Source organism: Anaerostipes faecis (genome assembly GCF_910574135.1).
Classification (GTDB): Bacteria; Bacillota; Clostridia; order Lachnospirales; family Lachnospiraceae; genus Anaerostipes; species Anaerostipes hominis.
The window spans coordinates 55,683-78,646 of the sequence record NZ_CAJSYK010000005.1; the positions used below are offsets into that span (position 1 = coordinate 55,683).

The following is a 22,964-nucleotide window of genomic DNA, read 5'->3' on the forward strand; positions in this document are numbered from 1 at the left end:
GGCTATGGAAGTGAGCATGAGGTTTGCAGACGAAGATCTGCCTGAGATAAAGAGCGGGCTTTATGAGCTGGAAATAGAATTGAATACCGGGATCAGAGAAGATGGCACGGAAAAACAGAGCAAAGAGACAATTCACCTGGTCGCCGCGGCAAAAAGATTTTCGATGGACCCCGGCGAGGTGTATTCTGTTTATCCGGCGGCAGGGAGTGAAGGAGAGTTTTCAAACTGTCTTCCCCATATTGTGTTTAACCGGGGGACTCTGCCGTGGGAGTTCGGGTGCCGGGACGGAAGCCCGGGGCTGGCTGTATTCCTCTGTACGGAGGATGAGGGAGTGCAAAAGCGCACGATGAAAGTGGCAGAGATTTGCTGTCCGAAAGAACCGGGTGTTTTTGTATCCGAACACCTCCGGGCGCAGAACAGCGATGCCGAAACCGGGGATGAAACATGTGAGTTTGTGGATATTCCCCTGAAATTATACCGTCGGCTGTTCACAGACTCGGAAGAGCGAAAACTCCTCACTCATGTAAGACAGGTGAAGCTTGATGACAAGGTAACAGATCCTCTGGTCAGGGACGGGACATTTTCCTGCCTGGTGTCGAAGAGGTATCCGAAGGAGCCGGAAGAAAAGGGGAAAAAGACTGCCCATAAAGCCTATGTAGTTTCCCTTAAAGAGTATGAGGGGGTCAGCATTCCTGAAAATGCAGGATTTGTGCGTCTGATCTGCCTGTATGCATGGGAGTTTGTCGTCACAAAACAACCGTATGATTTCCGGGCAGCTTTGAAGAGAATCTCTCCCGGTGTGCTGAAAAGGGCGGTGAACCCGGAAGGAAAGCAGGGGGAGCTTGTGGATATTTTAAGCAGGGGGTACTGTCCGGTGAATCACGATGTCAGGGATGGGAGCAAAACGGTTTCCTGGTATCGGGGACCCTGGATTCCATACGGAGAAAAACAGATGAAACCCAGATACCGGATATTCTCAGATCAATTTTATTTTTATGATCCCGTCTGCGGAATGATGGATGTGAGTTATGCATGTGCATGGCAGCTGGGACGGATGGTTTCCATGAATCATCTGACGGTGTGCAGGGAGCTTGTTTCATGGAGGCTGGATCACTGCTCGGAGGCGGCACAGAATTTTCAGCAGAGCCAGCTTTTTGACCGGATTCCTGCAGAGGGAAAAGATGTGGGGGAGCAGCTTATAAACGCATGTGTCCGGGCGGCCAGTCAGCTGGCAGCCGAGAAAGGGGATGAGGCCGATGGGACGGTGGATTCAGGGAAAGTGTGACCGTACCGGCTATTTTGAGGGGCTGGGCTCCGAAGGATTTCCGGAATCAGTGCTGGAACTGTTAAAAGAGGCAAGCCTGTTTTATCATGTTCCGGCGGCGTACCTGTTTCCGGTGCCGGATATGCTGAAAAAGGACAGCCTGAACTTTTTTCAGGTGGACCACAACTGGGTGCTGGCAATGCTGGACGGGATCTGCAGTGTGGGAAGGAATGCATCCATCGACTATGCCCACGACACGGAGCTGATCGTGGATATTTACCGGCAGGCTTTAAGGGAAAATGAGCAGGTGCGCCTGAAACTCCAGGAAAGAGAATACACGGATACAGAAGAGGATGTCCCGGAAGTGATCAGCGGATTTCTGCTGAATTCCGTTTTGACAGAAAATTTCCGGGGACTGGAATTTCGGGCATATGGTCAGCGGGAGGGAGGAGAGCTCTTAAAGGCGCTTCGGATTGAAACTCTCGGGCGACAGCTTCTTCTGGGAATTTTTAAAGGAGAGATCCGCAGGCTTGAGATTGCGCAGCCTCCGGAGGGGCTCCATTTTGGATTCCATACCGAAGACGGGGTGATGAAAAAAACGGTCCGGGAGATCAACGAGGGAAAGCTGGGTGACAAACAGGCGGAGCTTGTCTGGAAATCCAAAGAAGACAGAGTGATCGATGTGAAAGCCTCGGCGGCCAAACTGAAGGAGGCAGCAGGACTTCAAAATATGACATCGGCAGAATTTGCACTGGAGATGATACAAAACGCACAGACCGGAGTGTATACAATGGGGGAGGAATTTAAATGAGAATTTCAGATGATCTTGAAGAAATGCGCCTGCTCCCAATCCATGTGGAGGCTGCTGTGTTCGGCAGCGGGAGAAATGTTTCCATGGCCAACATCAATGAAAATTATCGGAGCCTGCTGGCAGCGCCGGCGGGAGATGACATGGAGAGCAAAACATTTACGGGAAACAACAGCCCGGAGGAGCCCGGGGTACATCTGCATTTTATTCTTCCGGAGGAGTTCACCCACGGAAGCCAGCAGGAGGAAGGCGGGGATATCGTCTATCCGGACTTTCCGAACCGGTGGACTGTAACAAGGATCGCGGTTTTGGAAAGCGAAGGAAAGGAACCGGTTTTGACGAGAAAAAACTGGATTCTTGAGAGTGATCTTCTCTCAGCGTTCCCCGACAGCGACAAACAGTACACGTCCATCGGATATCATGATCCGAAAAAACCGTACCGGTTTCTGGGCAAAATGAGAGCCTGCGACGGCGTGATTACTTCTCCCGGAGAACATCTTCCCCATCTTTCGGCAGTGAGTACGGGGAAGCCTCATTTCAGCGGATATTATCCGGAGTGTAAAAATGTTCTTGGCTGTTATGACAGTCTTTCTGATCTTGAGGTCAAAGAAGGGACAGAGGATTTTATAAGACTTACTTATATTGTGTGCGGCTGGACAGAGAATGAGGACCCCAAAGATCATACGGTGTGCCATGGAATTGTCACCGGAATCAAATGGACGGGTCCCTCCGGCAGCTATGAGACAGGGCTCCCAAGCGGCACCAGCATGCCCAATGTGGCGGTGGGAAATTCACTGGAAGAGGCCGCGGCAGCCCTCGGAAGCTATTATCTGAAGCAGCCGGAGATGGAAAAAGTGCTGAAGCATTTGTTTTTCGGCACCCTGTCCGAGTGGGAGAAGCTTGACGGAGCTTTGGAGGGGGAGAAGAAGATCAAACAGTACCAGTTCCTCCCCGAACCCTCCAAGGAAGAGCTTAAAATTCAGGGAAAAGAAGCCGGGTGTTTTCGGGAAAGGGAGGAAATCCTTTATGAGATTTTCCGCCGCAGAAGACATCAGGAGGAATATGAGGAACAGATTAAAGAAGAACGGCAGGAGATCTATCTGCTCTGGCGAAAATATGCGATGGACCCCAAATTTCTTGAAAAGGCAAAGAGCGGAATTTCACAGAGGATGGAAGCGGTCACTGATCTGGAAAAGAAAAGGAAACATGAGGAAGCCCTGGAGCAGGAGGCGGTCAAAAAACTCAGAGCTCTGCTTGGAGACGGGGAAGCATTGATCGAGGCACCGGGAGAGAGATACTGGAGGCCGAGAGACCTTACGTTCTTGCTGGAAGGGGCCGGCCAGAGCAGCATCTATAAGCGGCTGGAAGAGTATAAAATTGACGGTAAGATCCCCGGGCGGAACCGGAAAGATATCATTTCTGAAGTCATAGTAAAGATTTCGGGAGTTACGGAAGGAGAAAAGGTCAAAATTTCAGGTGAGCAGCTTTTAGAGGGGACGGAGCGGATCAAAGAACCGGTCATAGAGCAGCTTGTCCGGGAGGGGGCACTGACTGCCAGGGGCTGTATTTTCTATACGGCGGACAAGCTTCTGCGCCGGTATAAAAAACAGAGAGACACAAGGCTGATGTCTCATGCGGTCACGGCATATGAAGACTGTCTTAATAGCAGAGAAAACCTATGCGGAGGAACAATGGCCAGTCCTATTGGAAACTATGTATGGTCTCCGGCGTGGAATCCCCTGATCCTTGAGTGGAGTATCAAGTATTATCCCGACCCGAAAATAAAAGAGGGGGCTTCGGGCTTTGAAAACTGGAGGCTAAAAGAGACGGATTTTGACTATGAAGGAGAAACGATCGGGGAGGAAGTTTTTGAGCCTTTCACCGGCAGATGTATTTTATCACCATATGGGGCTGACTATTTGTCAGGGATGTTTAAGAAATATGTGTCGGATGAGAAATACAGGGATATAGGCAATAAGATGGCAGGGATGAAGATTTTGTCACAGAGCCTGGACGGTTTTCATGACAAACTGATCACCAGAAAGGAAAGTGTGGTTGTGGCTCCATGGATGAACCGGACGTTAGACCAGGAGATCACGGCGCTGACTTCCCGGGCCATTCAGGGGACAGAACTTTACGAGGACTTGAATCAGTCCAAGAGAAACCAGAGAAAGCCGACAGAGGCCTTTTATCCCATAAGGGCGGGCTTCGGAAGGATTGACCGGGTCCGTGTGATCGACAGCTTTGGAAGGGTGCTGAAGTATGATGTAGGAGACGTAATCGTGCCTGAGAACCTTCGAATGGGGCAGGATAATCCTGCACCAAGGTTTTTGCTGAGGCCGAGAATCCTGGCGCCTATGAGGCTAAGAAGCCGCTGGATTATGCAGGAGACAGGCATAGGTGATGAAATATCACCGGTTTTTGGATGGCTGTGGGTGAATCTTTTGGATTCCTGTCTGCACATCTACCATCCGGACGGCACTATGGCCGGCAGTATTCAAAATACCATGAGGATGGACGGCAGCGGCATCTTTGAAATTTCTTTGAGGAACCCGCCGGGGCAGACAGGGAAAGAAGAGGAGATCTTAGACGGGATGGGGCCCGGCCTCCGGGGATTTGCAGAAGGGCTCTTAGAAGCCGGCAGGAGAGAACCGTCCACGCTGCCGGAATTTTTAAAGGCTCTCGATGACAGTATGTGGACAAGCAGATCCGGAGGCGGTACTGCTCAGGAACAGATTCAGGCCGGCATGGGCAGGCCGCTGGCACTGGCAGGGATTGAAATTAAAGTGGAAGTGAAGGGCAGCAGCCCTGTGCCCATGATTTACGATAACAGTGAAAGGGCAGAGTCTCTGCTTGACCGGCTTCAGATACCCCTTCGCATCGGAGACGAAGTCCGCCAGACAGACGGGACTGCAGGGTTTTATCTGCACGGAGAAGGCGGGGGATTTTGCGTATTTCATCAGTGCCGGAGCGAGAAGGGAACAGAGAGCAGGACGGCATATCTGGATCAGAATACAACGCTGAACATGAAAACGACAAAAGACGCTTTGCCCACAAGACTGACTGTTTTGTTTCATCCGGCAGGAAATATCAGTATGACAACAGGGCTGCTTCCGGTCAGAGAGATGAAACTCAGCGAAGCCTGGACAGAGCGGGCTATAGAGAATATTTATCTTACATTGTATTACGGGCCTTTCCTGACGCCGCAAAGCCAGCTTCAGATGTTTCTTCCCAAAGCTATGGAAAAAGAATGGAGCTTTTTATCCTTTGAAAAACCGGGAATAAAAAATGAGGAACGGGACATCAAACCTCCGTGGATGGACATGGACCAGGAAGAAGAATGGAAACAGATCAAAGAAGGCTGGCTGCTGCTTAAGGCCGGTGCGAAAGAAAAGGGGTGACTGTGATGGAAGGAACATTTACGTTTGTGACTGTGGGAGGAAATAAACTGATCGTCTCTGATAGTCAGGCGTCTCCTGCCAAAAATAAACTGGAGATCAAGGTTACGTATGATCAGAATGAGGAACCGCTGATCAGCCAGATCGAGTATGCATTTCCGGCGGGAACGAAAGGCAAAGATTTTGCGGAACTAAAGAATCTCAGACAAATAGAATTCAAGATAGATGACTGGACTGTGGTTGATGTTTCAAAAGAAGAATTTATAGAACTGAAAAGTCATAAGAAAGAAAAGCGGAGTGGAAATGCCGGGTGGTATGCGTGCAGGTTTGAGGAGGAAGAAGAATTTATCTATGCTTTAACACCGGGCGAAGCGTGGTCTATGAAGGATCAACAGATTATGGATCTGATGATGGAAAACGTGGTGACCACTGCCGCGGAAGGTGCTTCTGTTATCCGGTGCACTGTCGGGATTCTTGCAGAAGATCCGCAGGAACATGGGTTGGAGATTAAAAAAGAACGGGATCACACAGTGAAGGTCCAGGATTTTTATCCCGAGTCGGGGTGTGCTTTATCCGGAGAACAAGTCAGGCTTAACTGGTTTGCCCAAAACGCCCAAAAGCTGTTTCTTTTCTCCGGAGGAGTAAAGAAAGAGATCGACCCGTCAAAGAGCAGCGAGGTGGTCACTGTTTTAAATACGGCTGAATATACGCTGGAAGCAGTCAACGGTGAGAAGAAGGATACTAGAAAAACTTTGATCCAGGTACTGCCGCTCTGCCTGAGACAGTTTTGGGCCGACTATGAGGAAGAAAAGATCAAGTGGGACGTATGCTGCGGGAAACATATTAAAATAAACGATATTTCCACAAGCTTTTCTTCCGGGTCGGCAAATCTCAGCGATTATACGCCGGGTCTCCCTGTTGTTCTGACCGCAGAGGGGAAAAATACGTCTGTGGAGAGTGCAGTGTACTATGGAACAGAGGATGAGAGAATTGATATCGTACATTTTCAGAAAACCATTACATTTTATAAAGGCTTTCAGATTTTGGACGTCCTGTGGAAACTTTATGAGCTGAAAAGCAAAAATACTGCAAAATCCATCCGCATTGTCTATCAGGATCGTGAGCGGAATGAACTTTACGACATAAAGGGAGGTGAGAATCTGGGAACGGAGGGAAGCTGGCAGCAGATATTGACGGGAACAGAGGCAACAAGGGCAGGAGAGAATATTTTGGTGACGATGTATGTGGAAAGATATGCTGACGGAGCACACAAAGGTTATCAGATTACAATTTAGAAAAAGGGGAATGCCATGGAAATTAAGTCATTTAAAATAAACGGGACCGACCCGGAGCAGACATACGAGGCAGCCGCAGGAGAACTTCTGAAGCTTATGTGGGATTGTCCGGACTGTGATTTTTGTATGATCTATCCGTACAACTGGAAAGTCGACAGAAACGGAGAACTGGAAGTCTATATTTATGAAACAATGACCGTAATCCTCAGAGCAGTCAAGGGCAGGGAGAGTGTACAAAAAGAGATTACAGCAAAAATCAGCGGGGGAGAAGATGTAAAGGAGATTTCTGTATCCCCTGCGGGTCCTGTCAGTGCCGGTGAGGAGACCAAATTTGATTTTGAGCTGGGAAAGACTGATTTTGGGTATTTAGATCATGGAATCGGCAGAGTCGAGGGGAACTCAGGAAGTTATGTTTTAAAGAACCAATACACCGTATATAGATATCACATTCTGGCTGCCGGCGGAGAAATCGGATATAAAGAAAAGACGGTAAAGGCGGGAAGATCGGACGCACTGGAAATCCAGAGGCTTAAATATGTGATGATGAAGAATGGGAATGAGCAAAGGTATGAGCTCTCGTGGAGGATTGTGAACAATGACGGAAAGGACGTGATCATCGGGGCGTCGGATCACAAGAGCACATTTGCAAAGAGTGCTTCCGGACATGCGTCCTTTACCCGGACAGGCGGGGACACCGTGACGCTTTCTATCCGGTGTGATGCAGGAGAAAAGGGGAAAATTGAATTTGCGGATATTTATCCGTTTGAACTGAAATAAGGAGGTTACTATGGCATACGAAAGTATTACGATCGGTACGGAACAGGAAATAAAAGAAGTATATCTGTTTCTCGTCAATGAAGATGGTTCGCCGGCTGAGTTGGACCAGGACAGCAAGGCCATTGCTTCTATTTGGGAAGGGGAGGAGAAGCTTGCTGATGTGACTGCAGACACAAGAATTACCATTCCAGGATTCGGGACGTGTTTTCAGCTGGAGCTTGCCACCACGCCTGCAGGAAACCATGAAGCGGACCGATGGAGAAAAAGAAAAGAAGCGATTAAGCTTTTTGTCAGGGAATTTGTGCCCATGCAGAAACAGACAAAAAACCCTGCGGACGCTGACCTTACAGTAGCAGGGAAACATTATATTGCCGGTGAATTCTCGACAGAGGTTCAGGGAGAAAGATTGGAGACGTATAAGATAAAAGGAAAACCCGGAGACCGCAGAAAATTTTATTTTTTCCGGAATGAGTACCACTCCGTTATCAGATGTGCCAATCAGATGACGATTGGAATCGGAAGAGATGATCTTACCGGCGAGTTTTTACAGAAAGCACTTTGGGACCGGCGAAAATGGGATATGCCATGGATGAAAGATCTGTCAGAGGAACTGGCCGATCCGCTTGGGGCTGTCAATCCCACGGCGGAGCAGAAATTTATGTACAGTTACGTTGGATCAATCTTCGACTGGTCGGTAAAACTTTATGTCAGGCAGCATCCAAATCATACACATTTTACAGACTTTAACAGAAACCATGCAGAAGAAAAAAATATGTGGGGTGTGCTTCCCAGGTCACCGGTATATAAGCTGGTGGATTATTTAAAAATTAACGAAAAAAGTGTTTTTAACTTTTTGAAAAGCAGGAAATTTAATGACGGAAACAGTCCCGAAAAAATGGCAGAGAATCAAATCTATACAGAACTCTCAGAAGAATTCTGGAATCTTTATGACAGCGGAGACGGGTTTACTGCGGACTCTTTGCTCCGGGCCGGAGTGATCTCCAATACGGGCAATCAGTATCTGTTTGAATTTCGTACAGTCAGGACCAAAATTGAAAATATTTATGAGGACAGCAGCCAGTATATTTACAGAGGATAATAAAAGTCAAAATTCATTGAAAGTTAAGAAAGGGGGATATTATGCGGGAAATACAGACGGAACTTTTTAAGGGCAAAGAGAAAGAGATACTCGTCAGTATCTTCGGAGGAGAGCAGAAATTAAAAGAGGAATACCCGGCATTGTATGAAGACATGGTAACGGCACAAAAGCAGGCCGGGAACCGGAATGAAGAGGGAAGGGCAAGTACACAGAACGCCGATTTTGATGGATGGGAGGAATTTGAAAAATTAAGGCTGTTTTATGATCCAAAGGCAAAAATACTCACGGTAAAAGGAAAGATCCATAAATCAGGCGGTCCCAATTATTTGATTGCAAGGCTGAAAATTTGGAATGAGCAGGGGAAAACATGGACTTTTTCTTATGCAGTAACGCAGTGCAGTTTCCTTATGATTGAGGAGAAGATAAGGATGGAACGGGAGGAACTGTCCGGAATACAGGCAGAAATCAATTATATGTTAAGGGTTCCCGCCCTCTGGAAGCCGGTTAAGGCAGGAAATCTGAGGGGAACCGCGGTCATCGGTGCGGGCCTGGATATTATCGGAAAGGGCCAGATCCTTCATCCGGTGTCCAAAGCCGGAAGGTCCAAGATCAACATTGTTTATTTCCGCACAGATGCCATGGGTACATCGGACTACTTTTATGCGAATCCCGAGAGACGGAACAATAATTTTTGTGTGTATCTGCCGATTGCCATGCAGTTTGAGATGGACGCAGGAAAGCAGGCGGCTCAAAATCCCAGGGTGCAGGGAGATATTTATATTTATAGTACCAGACATTCCACGGTGCAGTTTCAAAACTTTCAGCAGATTAAATTAATCCCTGCATCTCAGTGGAGCAATATGCCGCCGTTTTATCCTTTGATATCACAGAGATTTACAAAGGGATACCTGTTAGTTCTGCCTCAGGCGTGGAACAGCTTTATCAGCCAGGGCGGCGTGGCAGGGGAAGATGACTTTTATTTATCCATGTATATAGAGTTCTCGTGTACAGATGGGCTTCGATATTCTCTGCAGATGGACAGTCAGCTGGTCCCAAAAAAATATGAGGGAGGCAATCTTGTGGAGATCCCCTGTATGCATCTGCTCTGGGGATGCCTTGAAAAAGGAGCTGTGATCAAAACAAGGGGTCGGGGCAGTATTCCGGTGTGTGATGTAAAGATTGGGGATTACGTGGCTTCCGCCAAGGGAACCTATGAAAAGGTCATCAATATTTATACGGGAAATGAAGAAATCCTGAAATATATAAAGGCCGGAGGAAAAACCATCATGATGACAATGGACCATCCGGTCATGACAAAGGAAGGATGGAAACAGGCAAGAGAGGTCACTGCGTCAGATAAGATCTTCATGGATGGAGAACTGTACAGTCCGGTGGATGAGGTTTATGATGAGCCTTATTATGACCGGGTGTATTCTCTGGAACTGGAACAGGGAGAAGGATTTTTTGCCAATGGTTTTTATGTGGGAGACTTTGGAAAGCAAAACAGTATGGAGAAGCCGGAACCGAAGCTGCCGCAGGATATCCTGAATGATTTAGAGAAGTTTAAAAATTTTTCATAAAAGAGAAAGGAGAAACATTATGCCAGATCCAAAAGAACCAAGCGAAGTAGTGCCAAAGGAACCGGAAATAGTTCTGGAAGGAGGGACGGGAACAGATGTCGCGATCCCTGTACGCATCAATGCGGGAGTGAAATTTACGCTGCTGAAAAATCATTTTGTGGCTGCGCTCGAAAAGGACGGGGACGTCATGATGCTCCTGCTGGCACCGACGGATTCTGCCGGACAGGAGGGAATGACCATACAGGAGATGGTGGAGGAAGTCAAGCAACTAATGGGAGCCAAAGAAGGAGACAAAGAAGTTGCGGATATGGAGACTCAGCTGAACAGTACAGTGAGCAGTATGAGTGATCCTAAGAAAGCAGGCAGCGGTTTTGATCCTATGTCAATCCGTATCTATGTACAGCAGGCGTTTCTCTATTACCGTTCTGCTAAAAAGGAGGATGGAACAAAAGAAAAAGAGCTGGAATATGCCTTCAGTCTGAAAGCCGATACTTCAAAGCTTCTTGGAAACATGGACCTGTTCACTCTCGACGAAATCTATTTTTCAGTGTGGAAAACAAACCGTAAAAAGGTCACAGACACTATGAATATGTTTATGATCGAAGACTTTTTGAAAGAGACGGCACAGGCCTGAAGCAGTTTGAAAATTATAAATAAACAGGAGAACATTCCCGGGGGCAGGAGCCTCCGGGAATGTCTTGTGTTGAGATATATTTTGGAGAAGTAGTGGAAATATTACAAAAATAGTATTATAATATAACAATAATATAATCAAATAATAATCAAAAGGAGTGCGTTATGGCAGGAAAAGTTGAAGTATGTTTTTATTGTGATCCAAACCATCAGGGCAGAAAGGATCTTATGATCGAAGCTGAACAGATTTTGATCCCCGGAGTCTCTTCAGCTTTTTATCTGCTTTCATACAGGCTTGTGAGAGAAAGGAGAATCACTTATACTGGTAGATAGAAACTGCGAGGGAGGCGGGAATCTTATGCAGAAGTGTTATACTACCGGTGAATTTGCCAAAAAGGCGAAAGTGACCATCCGGACCATTCGGTATTATGATAAAAAAGGCATTTTACAGCCGAGTTTCCGCAATGATGCCGGATACAGGATGTATACAGACCAGGACTTTTTAAAACTCCAAAAAGTGCTATCTTTAAAATATCTGGGATTTTCCCTGGAAGAGATCAAAAATATGACCATTAACGATGACGTATCAGATATTACGAAATCTCTCCAGATGCAGGCGGATTTGCTGCACAAAAAAGCAGAGCATTTAAAGCTGATGGAAGAAGCTCTGCGAAAGACGACAAAAGTGATTGAAGAGACCAGCGAGGTAGACTGGAATGAGATTCTTGGCCTGATCCATATGACGAGTATGGAGCGGACGCTGGTAGAACATTATCAAAATTCCACGAATCTGGATATCAGGATCAGCCTGCACGACAGGTTTTCTGTAAATAAACAGGGGTGGTTTCCGTGGCTTTTTTCTCTTGTGGATTTCAAGGACGCAGGCGCAGTGCTTGAGGTCGGCTGCGGCAACGGGCAGATGTGGAAAAATGAAAAAACAAAAGAACTGTCCGGTCTGAAAGTCGTGCTATCCGATATCTCGGAGGGGATGCTGTCTGATGCCGAAAAGAATATTGAACAGGTGAAAGGACCTGATTTTTCGTTTCAGAGGTTTGACTGCCAGAACATACCGTTTTCTGACAAGAGCTTTGACAGGGTCATTGCCAATCATGTGCTGTTTTATGTTGGCAGTCTTCAAAAGGCATTGGAGGAAATACACAGAGTAATGAAAGATGACGGGATTTTTTACTGCAGCGCTTATGGAAAAGAACATATGAAAGAAGTTACTATGCTGGTCCAGGAATTTGATCCGCGTATCAGCTTGTCGGAAGTGAATCTTTTTGACATGTTTGGCCTTGAGGGAGGGGAAGCTGTCCTCAAAAGGTATTTTGCAGATGTGAAAAAGATTGAGTACGAGGATGCTCTGATCGTTACCGAGGCAGAGCCTCTGCTGGATTATATTCTTTCCTGCCATGGAAACCAGAATGAGATATTAAATGACCGTCAGATGGAATTTAAGGAGTTTCTCAAAAAGAAAATAGATACACAGGGGCAAGTAAAAATTACGAAACAGTCTGGTGTATTTGTATCGAAGAAAGCGAAATGATAAGAAAACAGATTTATACTGAAAATAAAGAAAGGAGCAAACTGCCCACATCGGTGGTTAGCCTCTGGGGTAAGAAATAAACCTACCTTGACTGGCCAAGTACAAAGGTAGGTTTATTTATGTTATAGGAAGCTCCTGCGGAACCTCCTATAACATAAAGGCGCTACGCGGGTTGTGCACGGATGCGTAAGGAAATTATTTGCCTTCGGCAATCATGAACATTCCAAACGTTATCATTAAAGATAAGACAATATATTTACAAAAAAGAAAATGTTTAGAATATAAAATCAAGTCTTGACGATTACGTTACGTCACCCACTATAATAACACTAACTGATAACGGACAAAGAGAAAGGGAATATTCATTATGAAAGGAATTATTTTAGCCGGCGGCTCCGGGACAAGGCTGTATCCGCTGACAATGGTGACGTCAAAGCAGCTGCTTCCGATCTATGACAAGCCGATGATTTATTATCCGCTGTCTGTGCTCATGGACGCAGGCATCAGGGAGATCCTGATCATTTCCACTCCGGATGATACCCCCCGGTTTGAGGCACTTTTAGGAGACGGACATCAGTTTGGCATCGAGCTTTCCTACGCGGTTCAGCTTTCACCGGACGGGCTTGCACAGGCATTTATCATCGGAGAAGAATTTATCGGTGATGACAATGTGGCTATGGTCCTGGGGGACAATATTTTTCATGGACACGGGCTCAGGAAACGTCTTCAGACTGCGGCCAACAAAAAGAGCGGGGCTACGGTATTCGGCTATTATGTAGATGACCCGGAGAGGTTCGGCATTGTAGAGTTTGATTCTGACGGAAAAGCAATCTCCATAGAAGAGAAGCCGGAACATCCAAAGTCCAACTACTGTGTGACGGGACTGTATTTTTATGACAACCGGGTTGTAGAGTACGCAAAAAACCTTGCGCCTTCGGACAGAGGTGAGTTAGAAATTACAGATCTGAATAAAATCTATCTGGAAAACGGAGAACTGGAAGTAACTCTGCTGGGACAGGGATTCACCTGGCTGGACACAGGGACACATGAATCCCTCGTGGAGGCGACCAACTTTGTCAAAACGGTGGAGACACATCAGCACAGGAAGATTGCATGCCCGGAGGAGATCGCATACCTTCAGCACTGGATCACCAGGGACCAGCTGTTAAAAGACATTGAGCCTCTGAAAAAGAACCAGTACGGACAATACCTTTTGGATGTAATGAATGGGAAATATATAGACAAGTAAGACGGGAGAAAACATTATGAAGATTTTAGTGACCGGCGGCGCCGGATTTATCGGAGGGAATTTTGTTCATCACATGGTGAATAAGTATTCGAATGATGAGATCGTGAATCTGGATCTGCTCACCTATGCAGGGAATCTGGAGACTTTAAAACCTGTGGAAGACAAGCCCAACTATAAGTTTGTAAAGGGAGATATCGCGGATGAGCCGTTTATCATGGACCTGTTTGAAAAAGAGCGTTTTGACATGGTCGTCAACTTTGCGGCGGAGAGCCATGTAGACCGCTCCATCACAGATCCGGGTATCTTTGTGACAACCAATGTAATGGGAACCAGAGTTCTTCTGGATGCCTCAAAAAAATACGGTGTAAAACGGTATCACCAGGTATCTACGGATGAAGTGTACGGGGATCTTCCTCTTGACCGTCCGGATTTGTTTTTTACGGAGGAGACGCCTCTCCACACATCGAGTCCTTACAGCAGTTCCAAGGCCAGTGCAGACCTGTTTGTCCTGGCGTATTACCGCACATACGGACTCCCGGTGACAATTTCCAGATGCTCCAATAACTATGGACCATATCATTTCCCGGAAAAGCTGATTCCGCTCATCATAAGCAGGGCGCTGGCGGATGAGGAACTTCCGGTATACGGAAAAGGGGAGAATGTAAGAGACTGGCTCCATGTGTCTGATCACTGTGAAGCCATCGATCTGATCCTCCATAAAGGAAAACCGGGGGAAGTCTACAATGTAGGCGGACACAACGAACGCACAAATCTTGAGGTGGTGCAGACCATACTTAAAGCATTGGATAAGCCGGAAAGCCTGATCAAATTTGTGACAGACCGCCCGGGACACGATATGCGCTATGCCATCGACCCGACAAAGATAGAGACAGAGCTTGGATGGAAGCCAAAGTATACATTTGATACCGGTATACGTCAGACGATCGAGTGGTACTTAGACAACAAAGAATGGTGGCAGAATATTTTATCCGGTGAATATGCAAACTATTTTGAGAATCAGTATGGAAAAAGGTTAGAACAGGAGTAGCGTATGAGGGTATTAGTGACAGGGGCAGCCGGACAGCTGGGCCATGATGTCATGGACGAACTGAAAAAGAGAGGCCATGAGGGTATAGGTGTGGATGTACAGGAAATGGACATCACAGACGCCGAAAAAGTACGGCAGGTGGTCACGGAAGCGGATGTGGAAGCGGTGATTCACTGTGCCGCTTACACTGCCGTGGATGCGGCAGAAGACAATGTGGAGCTTTGCAGGAAGATCAATGCAGACGGGACCCGGAATATAGCCGAGGTATGTCGGGATCTTGATCTTAAAATGATGTACATCAGCACAGACTATGTGTTTGACGGACAGGGAGAAAGACCGTGGGAGCCGGATGATGAGAGAAATCCGCTGAACGTATATGGACAGACAAAGTATGAAGGCGAGCTGGTCATCGAAGAATTTCTGGAGCGCTATTTTATTGTGAGGATTGCCTGGGTATTCGGAGTCAACGGGAAAAACTTCATTAAGACGATGCTGAACCTTTCAAAGAATCATGAAAGACTCACGGTTGTAAATGACCAGACGGGATCTCCCACTTATACTTTTGATCTGGCCAGACTCCTCGTGGATATGGCAGAGACAGACAAGTATGGAAGGTATCATGCTACCAACGAAGGGCTGTGTACCTGGTATGAGTTTGCCTGTGAGATATTTAAACAGGCGGGGATCGAGATTGAAGTGGTTCCGGTGGGCAGCAACGAATATCCGGCGAAGGCAAGGAGGCCGGAGAACAGCCGGATGAATAAGGAAAAGCTGACACAAAAGGGTTTTGAAAGGCTGCCTTCATGGCAGGATGCGCTTGCCAGGTATTTAAAAGAAATCGGATATTAGGAGGAACAGATGGGAAAGATTAAGGTTACAGACTGTGATATTGAAGGACTGCATATCATTGAGCCGGCAGTGTTTCCGGATGAGCGGGGATATTTCATGGAGACGTATAACCAAAGGGATTTTGAAGAGGCAGGGCTTGGCATGACCTTTGTACAGGATAATCAGTCCATGTCAGTAAAGGGGGTCCTCAGGGGACTTCATTTTCAGAAACAGTATCCGCAGGGAAAGCTGGTGCGCGTCGTCCGTGGTAAGGTGTTTGATGTGGCGGTGGACCTGAGAAAAGATTCTCAAACTTACGGAAAGTGGTTTGGGGTAGAATTATCCGCAGAGAATAAAAAGCAGTTTTATATTCCGGAAGGGTTTGCCCATGGCTTCCTTGTCCTCTCAGAGGAGGCGGAATTTTGCTATAAGTGTACAGACTTTTACCACCCCGGAGATGAAGGTGGGATCAGGTGGGATGACCCTGACATCGGTATTAAATGGCCGCTTGAAGAGGGTACAGAGCTGGTGATCTCAGAAAAAGATCAAAAATGGTCCGGATTAAAGGACACTTTTAAGTTTTAAAAGATAGCTGTTATTATAGCAGTGTGATAGGAAATATAGAGAAAAATATAGAAAAGCCGGCGTACGGGCTGACTGATATGCTCCCCTTATAGTAGTCAGATCAAATAAAAAACTGTCACGATAAGGAGGAGCATATTTTATGGGACAACATTCCAAATATTCTTTTGAAATGAAACTGTCCGCTGTCACAAAATATCTGGAAGGAAACACTTCGCTAGAAAGCATTGCCCGAAGTTTGGGGACAAAAGTATTGTTTCCATTTTGGTCATGTATTTGTATTTTTCTTTGTTCACAGCATACGGATCGGTAGAGTGCCTTGTGATAACAATATCTTTTGTGATGTCAAAGACTTCACCAGCAGGTAAATTCAACCCGGATAAAATACTGCCATTGTTTTTAGTTGATTTTAAACTGACGACATAGTCGAATAGTTTTTCTTCCACATGAGCAAAAAAATTGTAGTTTTCATAGCCTCTGTCAGCCGTAATGATAACAGGAAACCATTTCGGTAGACGTTCTGTCATAGTAACAACAGCTGCAAGCAGTCTATACCCTTTAAAAAGCTTGACATCTTGTGGAATAGAAGAAAATCTTTTAAAAAGTGTCGAAAAAGCTTCTGGCTTTATCTTTTGGCGTTGCTGAATGAACGCTGAAACAGAAGGAAAGTTGGAATCAAATTGAAAGTATTTGAGAAGTTCCTGTCCCAATGGAGCACTTCCCATAGATAAAATGAGTCTAATTACTGCAGAAAAACCAAGTTTTCGATGGCGTTTAAAATCCTTTTCTGGATTAACCGGTCCCCTCCTTTTGTTATTTTGGCGAAGTTTTGTAAAATTTTGTACCTTTTTGATGTGATTTGTTTCTCACATTGATTTTTCATTTATAGAGTAGTATAATAATAAGAATCATTAGGAATGAACAATCAATAAGTGCAGCGGTGATATGTCAATAGGTAATTGATAAAAAATTTGATTGTTTTTTGTCATAAATCCATAAAAATGGACACACCTACCCAAGCCTTGTCGACCAGTTTTTTTTAAATGAGCAGGGCGGACTCATCAGCAGATAGTAAAACTATTCTGCCGAACGATATAGACGATTGTCTTTGAGCAGTGCAAAGACCAACCGCACAAATTTACGGGCAGTTAATGCGAGTGCACGTTTGTGTTGATACCTGTTCACTTCCTTATATTTGGAGTGATAGAAGTTGCTGTACTCCGTGTCACATCTCACGAGAGACAAGGCGCCTTCACACAGGTAATATTTTAAAAGTCAGTTGCCGGATTGTATCTGTTTTGTGTTTTCAGCTTCAAAGTCACCAGACTGATGCTGTCTCCATGCAAGACCGGCATACTTACCGAGCTGTGATTGGCTCGGAAAACGGTTGATATCACCAATCTCCGCCATGATTCCGGCAGAAATAACGGGACCTATACCCGGAATGGATATCAACACATTTGACAGGAGTTCTGCTTGGGCGGTAATCTCCAAGATAAACCTCTTTGTTGATTCTACCGAAACGCAGGCAGTCAGCAATGATGAAGGAGTCCACATAATGATTCTTGGGCAGGTCATTGTATGCCTCTTTGAACTTTTTGACCTGCTTAGGATTGAGGACATGGATTTTCCGGTTGTAGGGTGTCAGAATGGCATCTTCCCTTAAGAAGTACACGAGATTGTCGCCATAAACAGAGGTGGCTTCGAGGCCGATAGTTACCGTGTCAAGGGAATGGGATGTTACAGCGGAAAAGATCCTTTTTACCATTTGAGCGGATCCGTCCTGCGAGTTAGCCACAGAGAAGTTGCTATGTTTACTGCCGTCAGGAAGCATCAGATAGACGACATTGGATTTGCTGCTCACATCAATACCGACGTAAAGTGGGTTCATGATATCACCTTCTTTCTATGTTGTATTTGAGTGTTCAATCGGCTTGGTAAAACCCATGATCACGGAGCATCGACACCCTCGCGTATAAGAATCCAGTCTGAGATGGATTGACGCGAACCATACTGCCAGATGGCAATCCATAGACTCAGACAAACAGCCAGCAGGTTTGAAGCTAACATCCGTGTCAGGGGAACAGACTCACTATGAAGCAACCATTTCTGGTTCAACAGGAGGTAACAGAACTATTACCTGATTGACACTAAGGAACAATTATACCATGGGCTTTACTAAGCCTATTGAACAAATTTTATTTAGTTATCAAGGTACATTTAATGTATCTAAAAGATATTATACGAGGAGGCATAGTAATGAGGAGAGAGACGCAGAGCAGGAAAAAGCACAAATCTGCTTACAAAAAGATTGGTGTACTTTTTTGTGCTTTTCTTTTGCTTATCATGAATATGTACCCGACCTGGGCATGTGATTTTGTTGCCAGCAATTATAACAGCGCTGACATTGAGTCCGTAGAAAATTCGGGAACGGAAACAGATGAAGAGGCATCTCCGGGTGTTTCGGAATCGGAAGATGAAGCTGTAGACACAGAGACACCGCCGGATGTTTCGGAATCAGAAGATGAGGGAGAACTTCCGGATTCCTCTGATGTAGAAGAAAATACGGGAGCTGATGAAGATGTATCTGAACCCGATGAGGGGGGCTCCGACACTGATGATGCGCTGGCATCTGGGCAGGATGATGAAAAGAGCAAACGTAAAGTTATGAAAGCCAGCGCGGAAGCTCGCGTATCAGCTGCAGAAAGCGGTTATGTTGTGACAGGCGGCGTTGAAGGCACAGACTACGAAGTTACCAATGCAGGTCAGGGTGGCAAGAATGTGCTGTTAATCAAAACGGACAAAAGTCTGACCATTAAAAATGCGAATCCAGCTGCAGCCAATGCCATCGGTATTCAAATTGCGCCGAATATTGAAGCGCATGTAACCCTGGCTGGCGTAAATATTCACAGTTATGCGCCGTTTAATTTGATGACGCCGACAGTATGTTACCTTACTCTGGCAGATGGAACGACAAATACTTTGGATGCGACAGGTTACGCAACTGCAGGGCTGCATTGCGGAGGTGGCTCTACTCTGTATATTGACGATAGTGTGCCAAACTGGGATACATATGGAGATATGGTAACACCGAAGAACGGCATGATCGGCGAGGATGTTACTTTGGCAAACGGCGATCAGTTAAAAGCCGGCGACTCTTTGCGCAGATTAAACAGTACGAATATCGGAAAACTGGTGGCAAGAGGCGGAGCTGCATCTGCCGGAATTGGTACAGGACCTATGGAAAACGGCGGCACCATGGTCTTTAATGGAGGCGACATTGATGCCAGAGGAACTACCGGCAGCGGACTTACTGATGCAGGCGCCGGCATCGGTATGGGAAGCGGAATAAAAAGACCAAGCTCCGGAGGTGACAAGGGCGCAAACGGGGGAACAATGATTTTCAATTCCGCCAAAGTTTATGCAAAGGGCGCTTATCATGCGGCAGGTATTGGAGCCGGATACAGCGCCGGCGCAGAATCACATCCGAAGCAGTGGGGCTCGGACCCGACCGACATAAGGAAAAACGGAACGGGCACCTGCGGTAATATCTTCATCAACGGAGGATATTTACAATCTGTGGGCGGCGCGCACGGAAATGCGTTTGGCGGCGCCTGCGGAACAACAGCTACAGGCAATACCATTAAGGTAACCGGAGGCACATTGCTTCCATATTCAGTAAGCGGCTGGAATGATATCGGCGGCGCCGGCGGAACGGTTATCGTTTCCGGCGGATCCGTAAACGGCGGAAAATTCCAAAGCAGTGACGGGAAAGCCTATGCAGATGATGCAAAGACAACAGAAGTAAAGATGGTTACCATTGACCTTGGTGGTGAAAAGGTTGGCGACCAGCCTCTCGGTGAGCGAGATGATGATATTGAAGAATGGGATTTATCTATCGGCGGCGCAAACTATCCTTACGGCGCGCCAAGTAAAACCGATAAAGGCAAGCTGTATCTATGGTTGCCGGCATCAGCTGCAGGCAAAGAAATCAAGGTTGATTTTGCAATATTCGATGGAACAGACAAGGTTTCATTTGAACCGTTTTATGTACCGGAAGTAGGCGACGGAAATACTGAGCTGAAGCGATATGTAGATTTTACGCTGCCGGAAGATTATGCGAAGAATCTCGTTAAAAAATATGACGGAAAACCTTTCGGAACATTAGATTTGACAAGCTATAATGACGGAAAAGGTATTTATACAGGGAAAAAAGACAATAAGTACTTACTCGATAACACGAAGATGGAGTATTCCTACCTGCAGTATGATAAGGAAATTGGAGCTGCCATTCCGAATACCGGAGGAGACCAGAGCCTGTCAGATGCAGGATATTATCTGTTGACTGTGACTTCTGGCGAATTTACTAAACCAGGCAGCGATTTTGCTAAGAGTTACTGGGGACATCGTGCAACTGGCTTTGCGGAGATTCAAAAAGTAAATTCAAAAACAACGATTAGCGCGACGAGAGCCGTAGTAGGCACAGAGTCGAGCAACACGATCGAGATTGTTGCGGACATTGTCAGCGCTGATGATACTGCTGTAACTTGTGGATATCCAACCGGCGAAGCGCAGTTTTATATTGACGGAAAGCCGTTAGGAAAACCGGTTAAGTTAGATCCTGACAGCAAAGACAATCCGGCTGAGATGACGGTTTCCCAAGAGAAAAAAGAAGACGAACGCAATCACACGGTGATAACCTATCATTATGTACCAAGCGCGGACGACTCCTGGATTCTGGATCCTATCGCAGGCAATAAACATAAAATCGAAATAAAGTATACACCTGACAAGAACTATTATGAAAGCAAAGCGTCAGCATCGCCGGATATTATTATCGTTCCGATTGACAATGCAAACTTTAAGGTAGAAGATGCAACTGATAAAGCGGCGAAAGTACAGATTCAGGATAAAGATACTTTAACCAAGAATTTTGATGATTTACTTGCGCATAAAGACGGCTATTACTACTTCCCGCTGGATATTACAACAGACAGTAAAGCGCCGTTTGAGTTTAGTTTTGTCAAAGGAGACAAGAACCTTGCGGAAATTATAGAAGAAAAGCAGCTGGACGGCAGCAAGCTGTACTATGTGAAAGTAAAGGGCAGCGGTACTGTAGACATTCAAGTGAAACAGCCTGCAACCAGCGCATATAAGGAAAGCAAACTGACTTTCACCTTAAAAGTCCCTCTTTACCATGGAAGCCCTGTGCCGGAAACTACAAAGAAAGCTGTGAATCTGTATTATCCGGACAAACCGGTAAAAGCCGGGGACACCATCAAGTATACGATTTCTACAACTAATAAAAAAATCGGTACAGTCTGGACGAATGTTATCGTATGGGATAAACTTCCGGAAATGCTGGAACTGCAGAAGGGCACCATCAAGTTACATAAGCCTGACGGCACAATCCAGATGATCCCGGACAACTATTTTGATGAAACCACCAGAATCCTAAAAGTACCTGCTGCAGATCAGGTTATGGGCGGTGAAGTTTATCAGGTAACCTTCCTGGCAAAAGTAGCAGACAGCTATACAGACGCGCAGAAAAACGAACTCAAGAATATCGCAACCGCATCCGGTTATGAATACAGTGGTGATCCGGATGATCCGGATGAAGTAAAACCGGGAGATTTTGATCCGGAGGATTATGACAAGCCGACGGGAACACCGGATGGCACGACAGGGATTACACCGGGAGATGATATCGAGGGCAAGCCGGGAAATCCCGCATATCCGGACGACGATGATAAAGACTATCCGGGACAGGGAACGCCAAGCGCGCCGTCACTGCCTGAAGAAATCGTTCCGGAAAGCCCGACCGAAGCAGATCTTACGCTTGTAAAAAATGCTGAAAATACTACAAGAGAGTCAGGAAAAGCAAGACCTGGTGATGTAATCAAGTACACGATTACAATCAGGAATACAATGCTGGGCAGCGTGTGGTATAATGCGGCAATTGTCGATCCGCTTCCGGCAGGGCTGGAACTGGATTCTACACAGCCGATTACTGTCATGAGAGATGGAAAAACAGTAAAAGAACTGCATAATGATACCGGAAAAAGAAATGATGGTTATGACGATAAAGAAAAGACGGTCGGTGTTTATGTAGGTGATCTTTACGGCGCTGAAAGTGCAACGGTAGAGTTTTATGCAATCGTAGGCACGGGAGAAGTGAAGAATATTGCAAAAGCATCCGGATTAACACCGGACGAAAAAGAAAAAACAGATACGCCTAAGGATCCGGGAACTCCAAAGGAGCCGGCAGATCAAGATCATCCAAACGATGGTGAATTAAAGCCTGAATCCAAACCGGTATCGCCGGAGAAACCGACTATACCGATTTTCCCGGAAGATCCAGACAATCCGGATAACCCGGACGATCCTGATAGTCCAGACAACCCTGACAAACCAACGGGACCACAGGGCGGCATCAATATTGACACAGATGGTGACGGCATTCCGGACATTAACATCGACATAGACGGTGACGGCGTTCCGGATATCAACATTGATACAGATGGTCACGGAAAAGCAGATATCAACATTGATACAGACGGTGACGGTATTGCGGACACCAATATTGATACCAATGGCAACTGGATTGCAGACGCCAACATTGTACAGACCTCTGACAGAAATAATTTGTTAGGATATGTATTGTTACTGGTTGGTACAGCTGGCGCTCTGATTGCAGTTTTGAAAAGGCGGAAATGTTAAAAATTGTTTTTATGAGAAAGCGGCCCTACTTTTGGTCAATGTCATTAAGTTAAGGTGGCATTGAGTAAACTGCTCTCAAAAAAACAAAAAACGGATATATCAAAGAAAAGGGTATGTCCGTTTTTTTAATATATTTT

General features: G+C 46.1%; 18 protein-coding genes. 15 read left to right on the forward strand and 3 right to left on the reverse strand.

The window, feature by feature from the left end; all coding sequences use genetic code 11:
• Positions 1-4: 4 nt before the first annotated feature.
• From QGT46_RS05160 to rfbC, 14 genes are all read left to right on the forward strand, one after another.
• Complete coding sequence (locus QGT46_RS05160; protein ID WP_148459414.1) at positions 5-1,285, forward strand: hypothetical protein; 1,281 nt, start codon at positions 5-7, stop codon at positions 1,283-1,285.
• Positions 1,257-2,075: a hypothetical protein gene (locus QGT46_RS05165; RefSeq protein ID WP_148459413.1), complete on the forward strand. Its 819-nt coding sequence runs from the start codon at positions 1,257-1,259 to the stop codon at positions 2,073-2,075. The genes QGT46_RS05160 and QGT46_RS05165 overlap by 29 nt, the downstream gene beginning before the upstream one ends.
• Positions 2,072-5,473, forward strand: a complete 3,402-nt coding sequence (locus QGT46_RS05170; protein ID WP_148459412.1) for a hypothetical protein — start codon at positions 2,072-2,074, stop codon at positions 5,471-5,473. Before QGT46_RS05165 ends, QGT46_RS05170 begins: the two co-directional genes overlap by 4 nt.
• Before the next feature lie 5 nt (positions 5,474-5,478).
• Positions 5,479-6,765: a hypothetical protein gene (locus QGT46_RS05175; RefSeq protein ID WP_301589849.1), complete on the forward strand. Its 1,287-nt coding sequence runs from the start codon at positions 5,479-5,481 to the stop codon at positions 6,763-6,765.
• Positions 6,766-6,780: 15 nt separating this feature from the next.
• Positions 6,781-7,542, forward strand: coding sequence for a hypothetical protein (locus QGT46_RS05180; RefSeq protein ID WP_148459410.1), 762 nt, complete (start codon positions 6,781-6,783; stop codon positions 7,540-7,542).
• A 10-nt stretch (positions 7,543-7,552) separates the two neighbouring features.
• The gene (locus QGT46_RS05185; RefSeq protein WP_148459409.1) at positions 7,553-8,641 is read left to right on the forward strand and encodes a hypothetical protein; all 1,089 of its coding nucleotides are present in this window, start codon (positions 7,553-7,555) and stop codon (positions 8,639-8,641) included.
• A gap of 41 nt (positions 8,642-8,682) precedes the next feature.
• Positions 8,683-10,221 carry a Hint domain-containing protein gene (locus QGT46_RS05190; RefSeq protein ID WP_148459408.1) on the forward strand — a complete coding sequence of 513 codons (1,539 nt, stop codon included), beginning with the start codon at positions 8,683-8,685 and terminating at the stop codon, positions 10,219-10,221.
• 19 nt (positions 10,222-10,240) lie between these two features.
• A complete protein-coding gene (locus QGT46_RS05195; RefSeq protein ID WP_024729135.1) occupies positions 10,241-10,855 on the forward strand; it encodes a hypothetical protein in 615 nt (204 codons plus the stop codon).
• 164 nt (positions 10,856-11,019) lie between these two features.
• The gene (locus tag QGT46_RS05200; RefSeq protein WP_270431867.1) at positions 11,020-11,187 is read left to right on the forward strand and encodes a hypothetical protein; all 168 of its coding nucleotides are present in this window, start codon (positions 11,020-11,022) and stop codon (positions 11,185-11,187) included.
• A 25-nt stretch (positions 11,188-11,212) separates the two neighbouring features.
• Complete coding sequence (locus QGT46_RS05205) at positions 11,213-12,400, forward strand: MerR family transcriptional regulator (protein ID WP_024729136.1); 1,188 nt, start codon at positions 11,213-11,215, stop codon at positions 12,398-12,400.
• Positions 12,401-12,767: 367 nt separating this feature from the next.
• Positions 12,768-13,649, forward strand: a complete 882-nt coding sequence (gene rfbA / locus QGT46_RS05210) for a glucose-1-phosphate thymidylyltransferase RfbA (protein WP_024729137.1) — start codon at positions 12,768-12,770, stop codon at positions 13,647-13,649.
• A 16-nt stretch (positions 13,650-13,665) separates the two neighbouring features.
• Positions 13,666-14,697 (forward strand): dTDP-glucose 4,6-dehydratase, encoded by a 1,032-nt coding sequence (rfbB, locus tag QGT46_RS05215; RefSeq protein WP_024729138.1) that lies wholly within the window; start codon positions 13,666-13,668, stop codon positions 14,695-14,697.
• Positions 14,698-14,700: 3 nt separating this feature from the next.
• A complete protein-coding gene (gene rfbD, locus QGT46_RS05220; protein WP_148459407.1) occupies positions 14,701-15,546 on the forward strand; it encodes a dTDP-4-dehydrorhamnose reductase in 846 nt (281 codons plus the stop codon).
• A gap of 9 nt (positions 15,547-15,555) precedes the next feature.
• Positions 15,556-16,110 carry a dTDP-4-dehydrorhamnose 3,5-epimerase gene (rfbC, locus tag QGT46_RS05225; RefSeq protein WP_148459406.1) on the forward strand — a complete coding sequence of 185 codons (555 nt, stop codon included), beginning with the start codon at positions 15,556-15,558 and terminating at the stop codon, positions 16,108-16,110.
• 185 nt (positions 16,111-16,295) lie between these two features.
• On the opposite strand, the gene QGT46_RS05230 is transcribed toward rfbC, so the two are convergent.
• The 3 genes from QGT46_RS05230 to QGT46_RS05240 all read right to left on the reverse strand — a co-directional run bounded on the left by QGT46_RS05230 (position 16,296) and on the right by QGT46_RS05240 (position 17,998).
• The gene (locus tag QGT46_RS05230) at positions 16,296-16,817 is read right to left on the reverse strand and encodes a hypothetical protein (RefSeq protein WP_148459405.1); all 522 of its coding nucleotides are present in this window, start codon (positions 16,815-16,817) and stop codon (positions 16,296-16,298) included.
• 565 nt (positions 16,818-17,382) lie between these two features.
• Entirely contained in the window at positions 17,383-17,517 is a 135-nt protein-coding gene (locus QGT46_RS17225; RefSeq protein ID WP_235824604.1) for an IS110 family transposase, read from the reverse strand.
• Positions 17,501-17,998, reverse strand: a complete 498-nt coding sequence (locus QGT46_RS05240) for an IS110 family transposase (RefSeq protein WP_270431856.1) — start codon at positions 17,996-17,998, stop codon at positions 17,501-17,503. Before QGT46_RS05240 ends, QGT46_RS17225 begins: the two co-directional genes overlap by 17 nt.
• 368 nt (positions 17,999-18,366) lie before the next feature.
• Between QGT46_RS05240 and QGT46_RS05245 the strand changes: the two genes are divergently transcribed.
• A complete protein-coding gene (locus QGT46_RS05245; protein WP_270431854.1) occupies positions 18,367-22,827 on the forward strand; it encodes a hypothetical protein in 4,461 nt (1,486 codons plus the stop codon).
• Positions 22,828-22,964 lie beyond the last annotated feature (137 nt).

Bases quoted from the DNA above. Each gene is read 5' to 3' on its own strand.
- QGT46_RS05160 (WP_148459414.1), top strand. From the start codon at position 5: ATGGAAGTGAGCATGAGGTTTGCAGACGAAGATCTGCCTGAGATAAAG.
- QGT46_RS05165 (WP_148459413.1), top strand. From the start codon at position 1,257: ATGGGACGGTGGATTCAGGGAAAGTGTGACCGTACCGGCTATTTTGAG.
- QGT46_RS05170 (WP_148459412.1), top strand. From the start codon at position 2,072: ATGAGAATTTCAGATGATCTTGAAGAAATGCGCCTGCTCCCAATCCAT.
- QGT46_RS05175 (WP_301589849.1), top strand. From the start codon at position 5,479: ATGGAAGGAACATTTACGTTTGTGACTGTGGGAGGAAATAAACTGATC.
- QGT46_RS05180 (WP_148459410.1), top strand. From the start codon at position 6,781: ATGGAAATTAAGTCATTTAAAATAAACGGGACCGACCCGGAGCAGACA.
- QGT46_RS05185 (WP_148459409.1), top strand. From the start codon at position 7,553: ATGGCATACGAAAGTATTACGATCGGTACGGAACAGGAAATAAAAGAA.
- QGT46_RS05190 (WP_148459408.1), top strand. From the start codon at position 8,683: ATGCGGGAAATACAGACGGAACTTTTTAAGGGCAAAGAGAAAGAGATA.
- QGT46_RS05195 (WP_024729135.1), top strand. From the start codon at position 10,241: ATGCCAGATCCAAAAGAACCAAGCGAAGTAGTGCCAAAGGAACCGGAA.
- QGT46_RS05200 (WP_270431867.1), top strand. From the start codon at position 11,020: ATGGCAGGAAAAGTTGAAGTATGTTTTTATTGTGATCCAAACCATCAG.
- QGT46_RS05205 (WP_024729136.1), top strand. From the start codon at position 11,213: ATGCAGAAGTGTTATACTACCGGTGAATTTGCCAAAAAGGCGAAAGTG.
- rfbA (WP_024729137.1), top strand. From the start codon at position 12,768: ATGAAAGGAATTATTTTAGCCGGCGGCTCCGGGACAAGGCTGTATCCG.
- rfbB (WP_024729138.1), top strand. From the start codon at position 13,666: ATGAAGATTTTAGTGACCGGCGGCGCCGGATTTATCGGAGGGAATTTT.
- rfbD (WP_148459407.1), top strand. From the start codon at position 14,701: ATGAGGGTATTAGTGACAGGGGCAGCCGGACAGCTGGGCCATGATGTC.
- rfbC (WP_148459406.1), top strand. From the start codon at position 15,556: ATGGGAAAGATTAAGGTTACAGACTGTGATATTGAAGGACTGCATATC.
- QGT46_RS17225 (WP_235824604.1), bottom strand. From the start codon at position 17,517: ATGGCGGAGATTGGTGATATCAACCGTTTTCCGAGCCAATCACAGCTC.
- QGT46_RS05240 (WP_270431856.1), bottom strand. From the start codon at position 17,998: ATGAACCCACTTTACGTCGGTATTGATGTGAGCAGCAAATCCAATGTC.
- QGT46_RS05245 (WP_270431854.1), top strand. From the start codon at position 18,367: ATGAGGAGAGAGACGCAGAGCAGGAAAAAGCACAAATCTGCTTACAAA.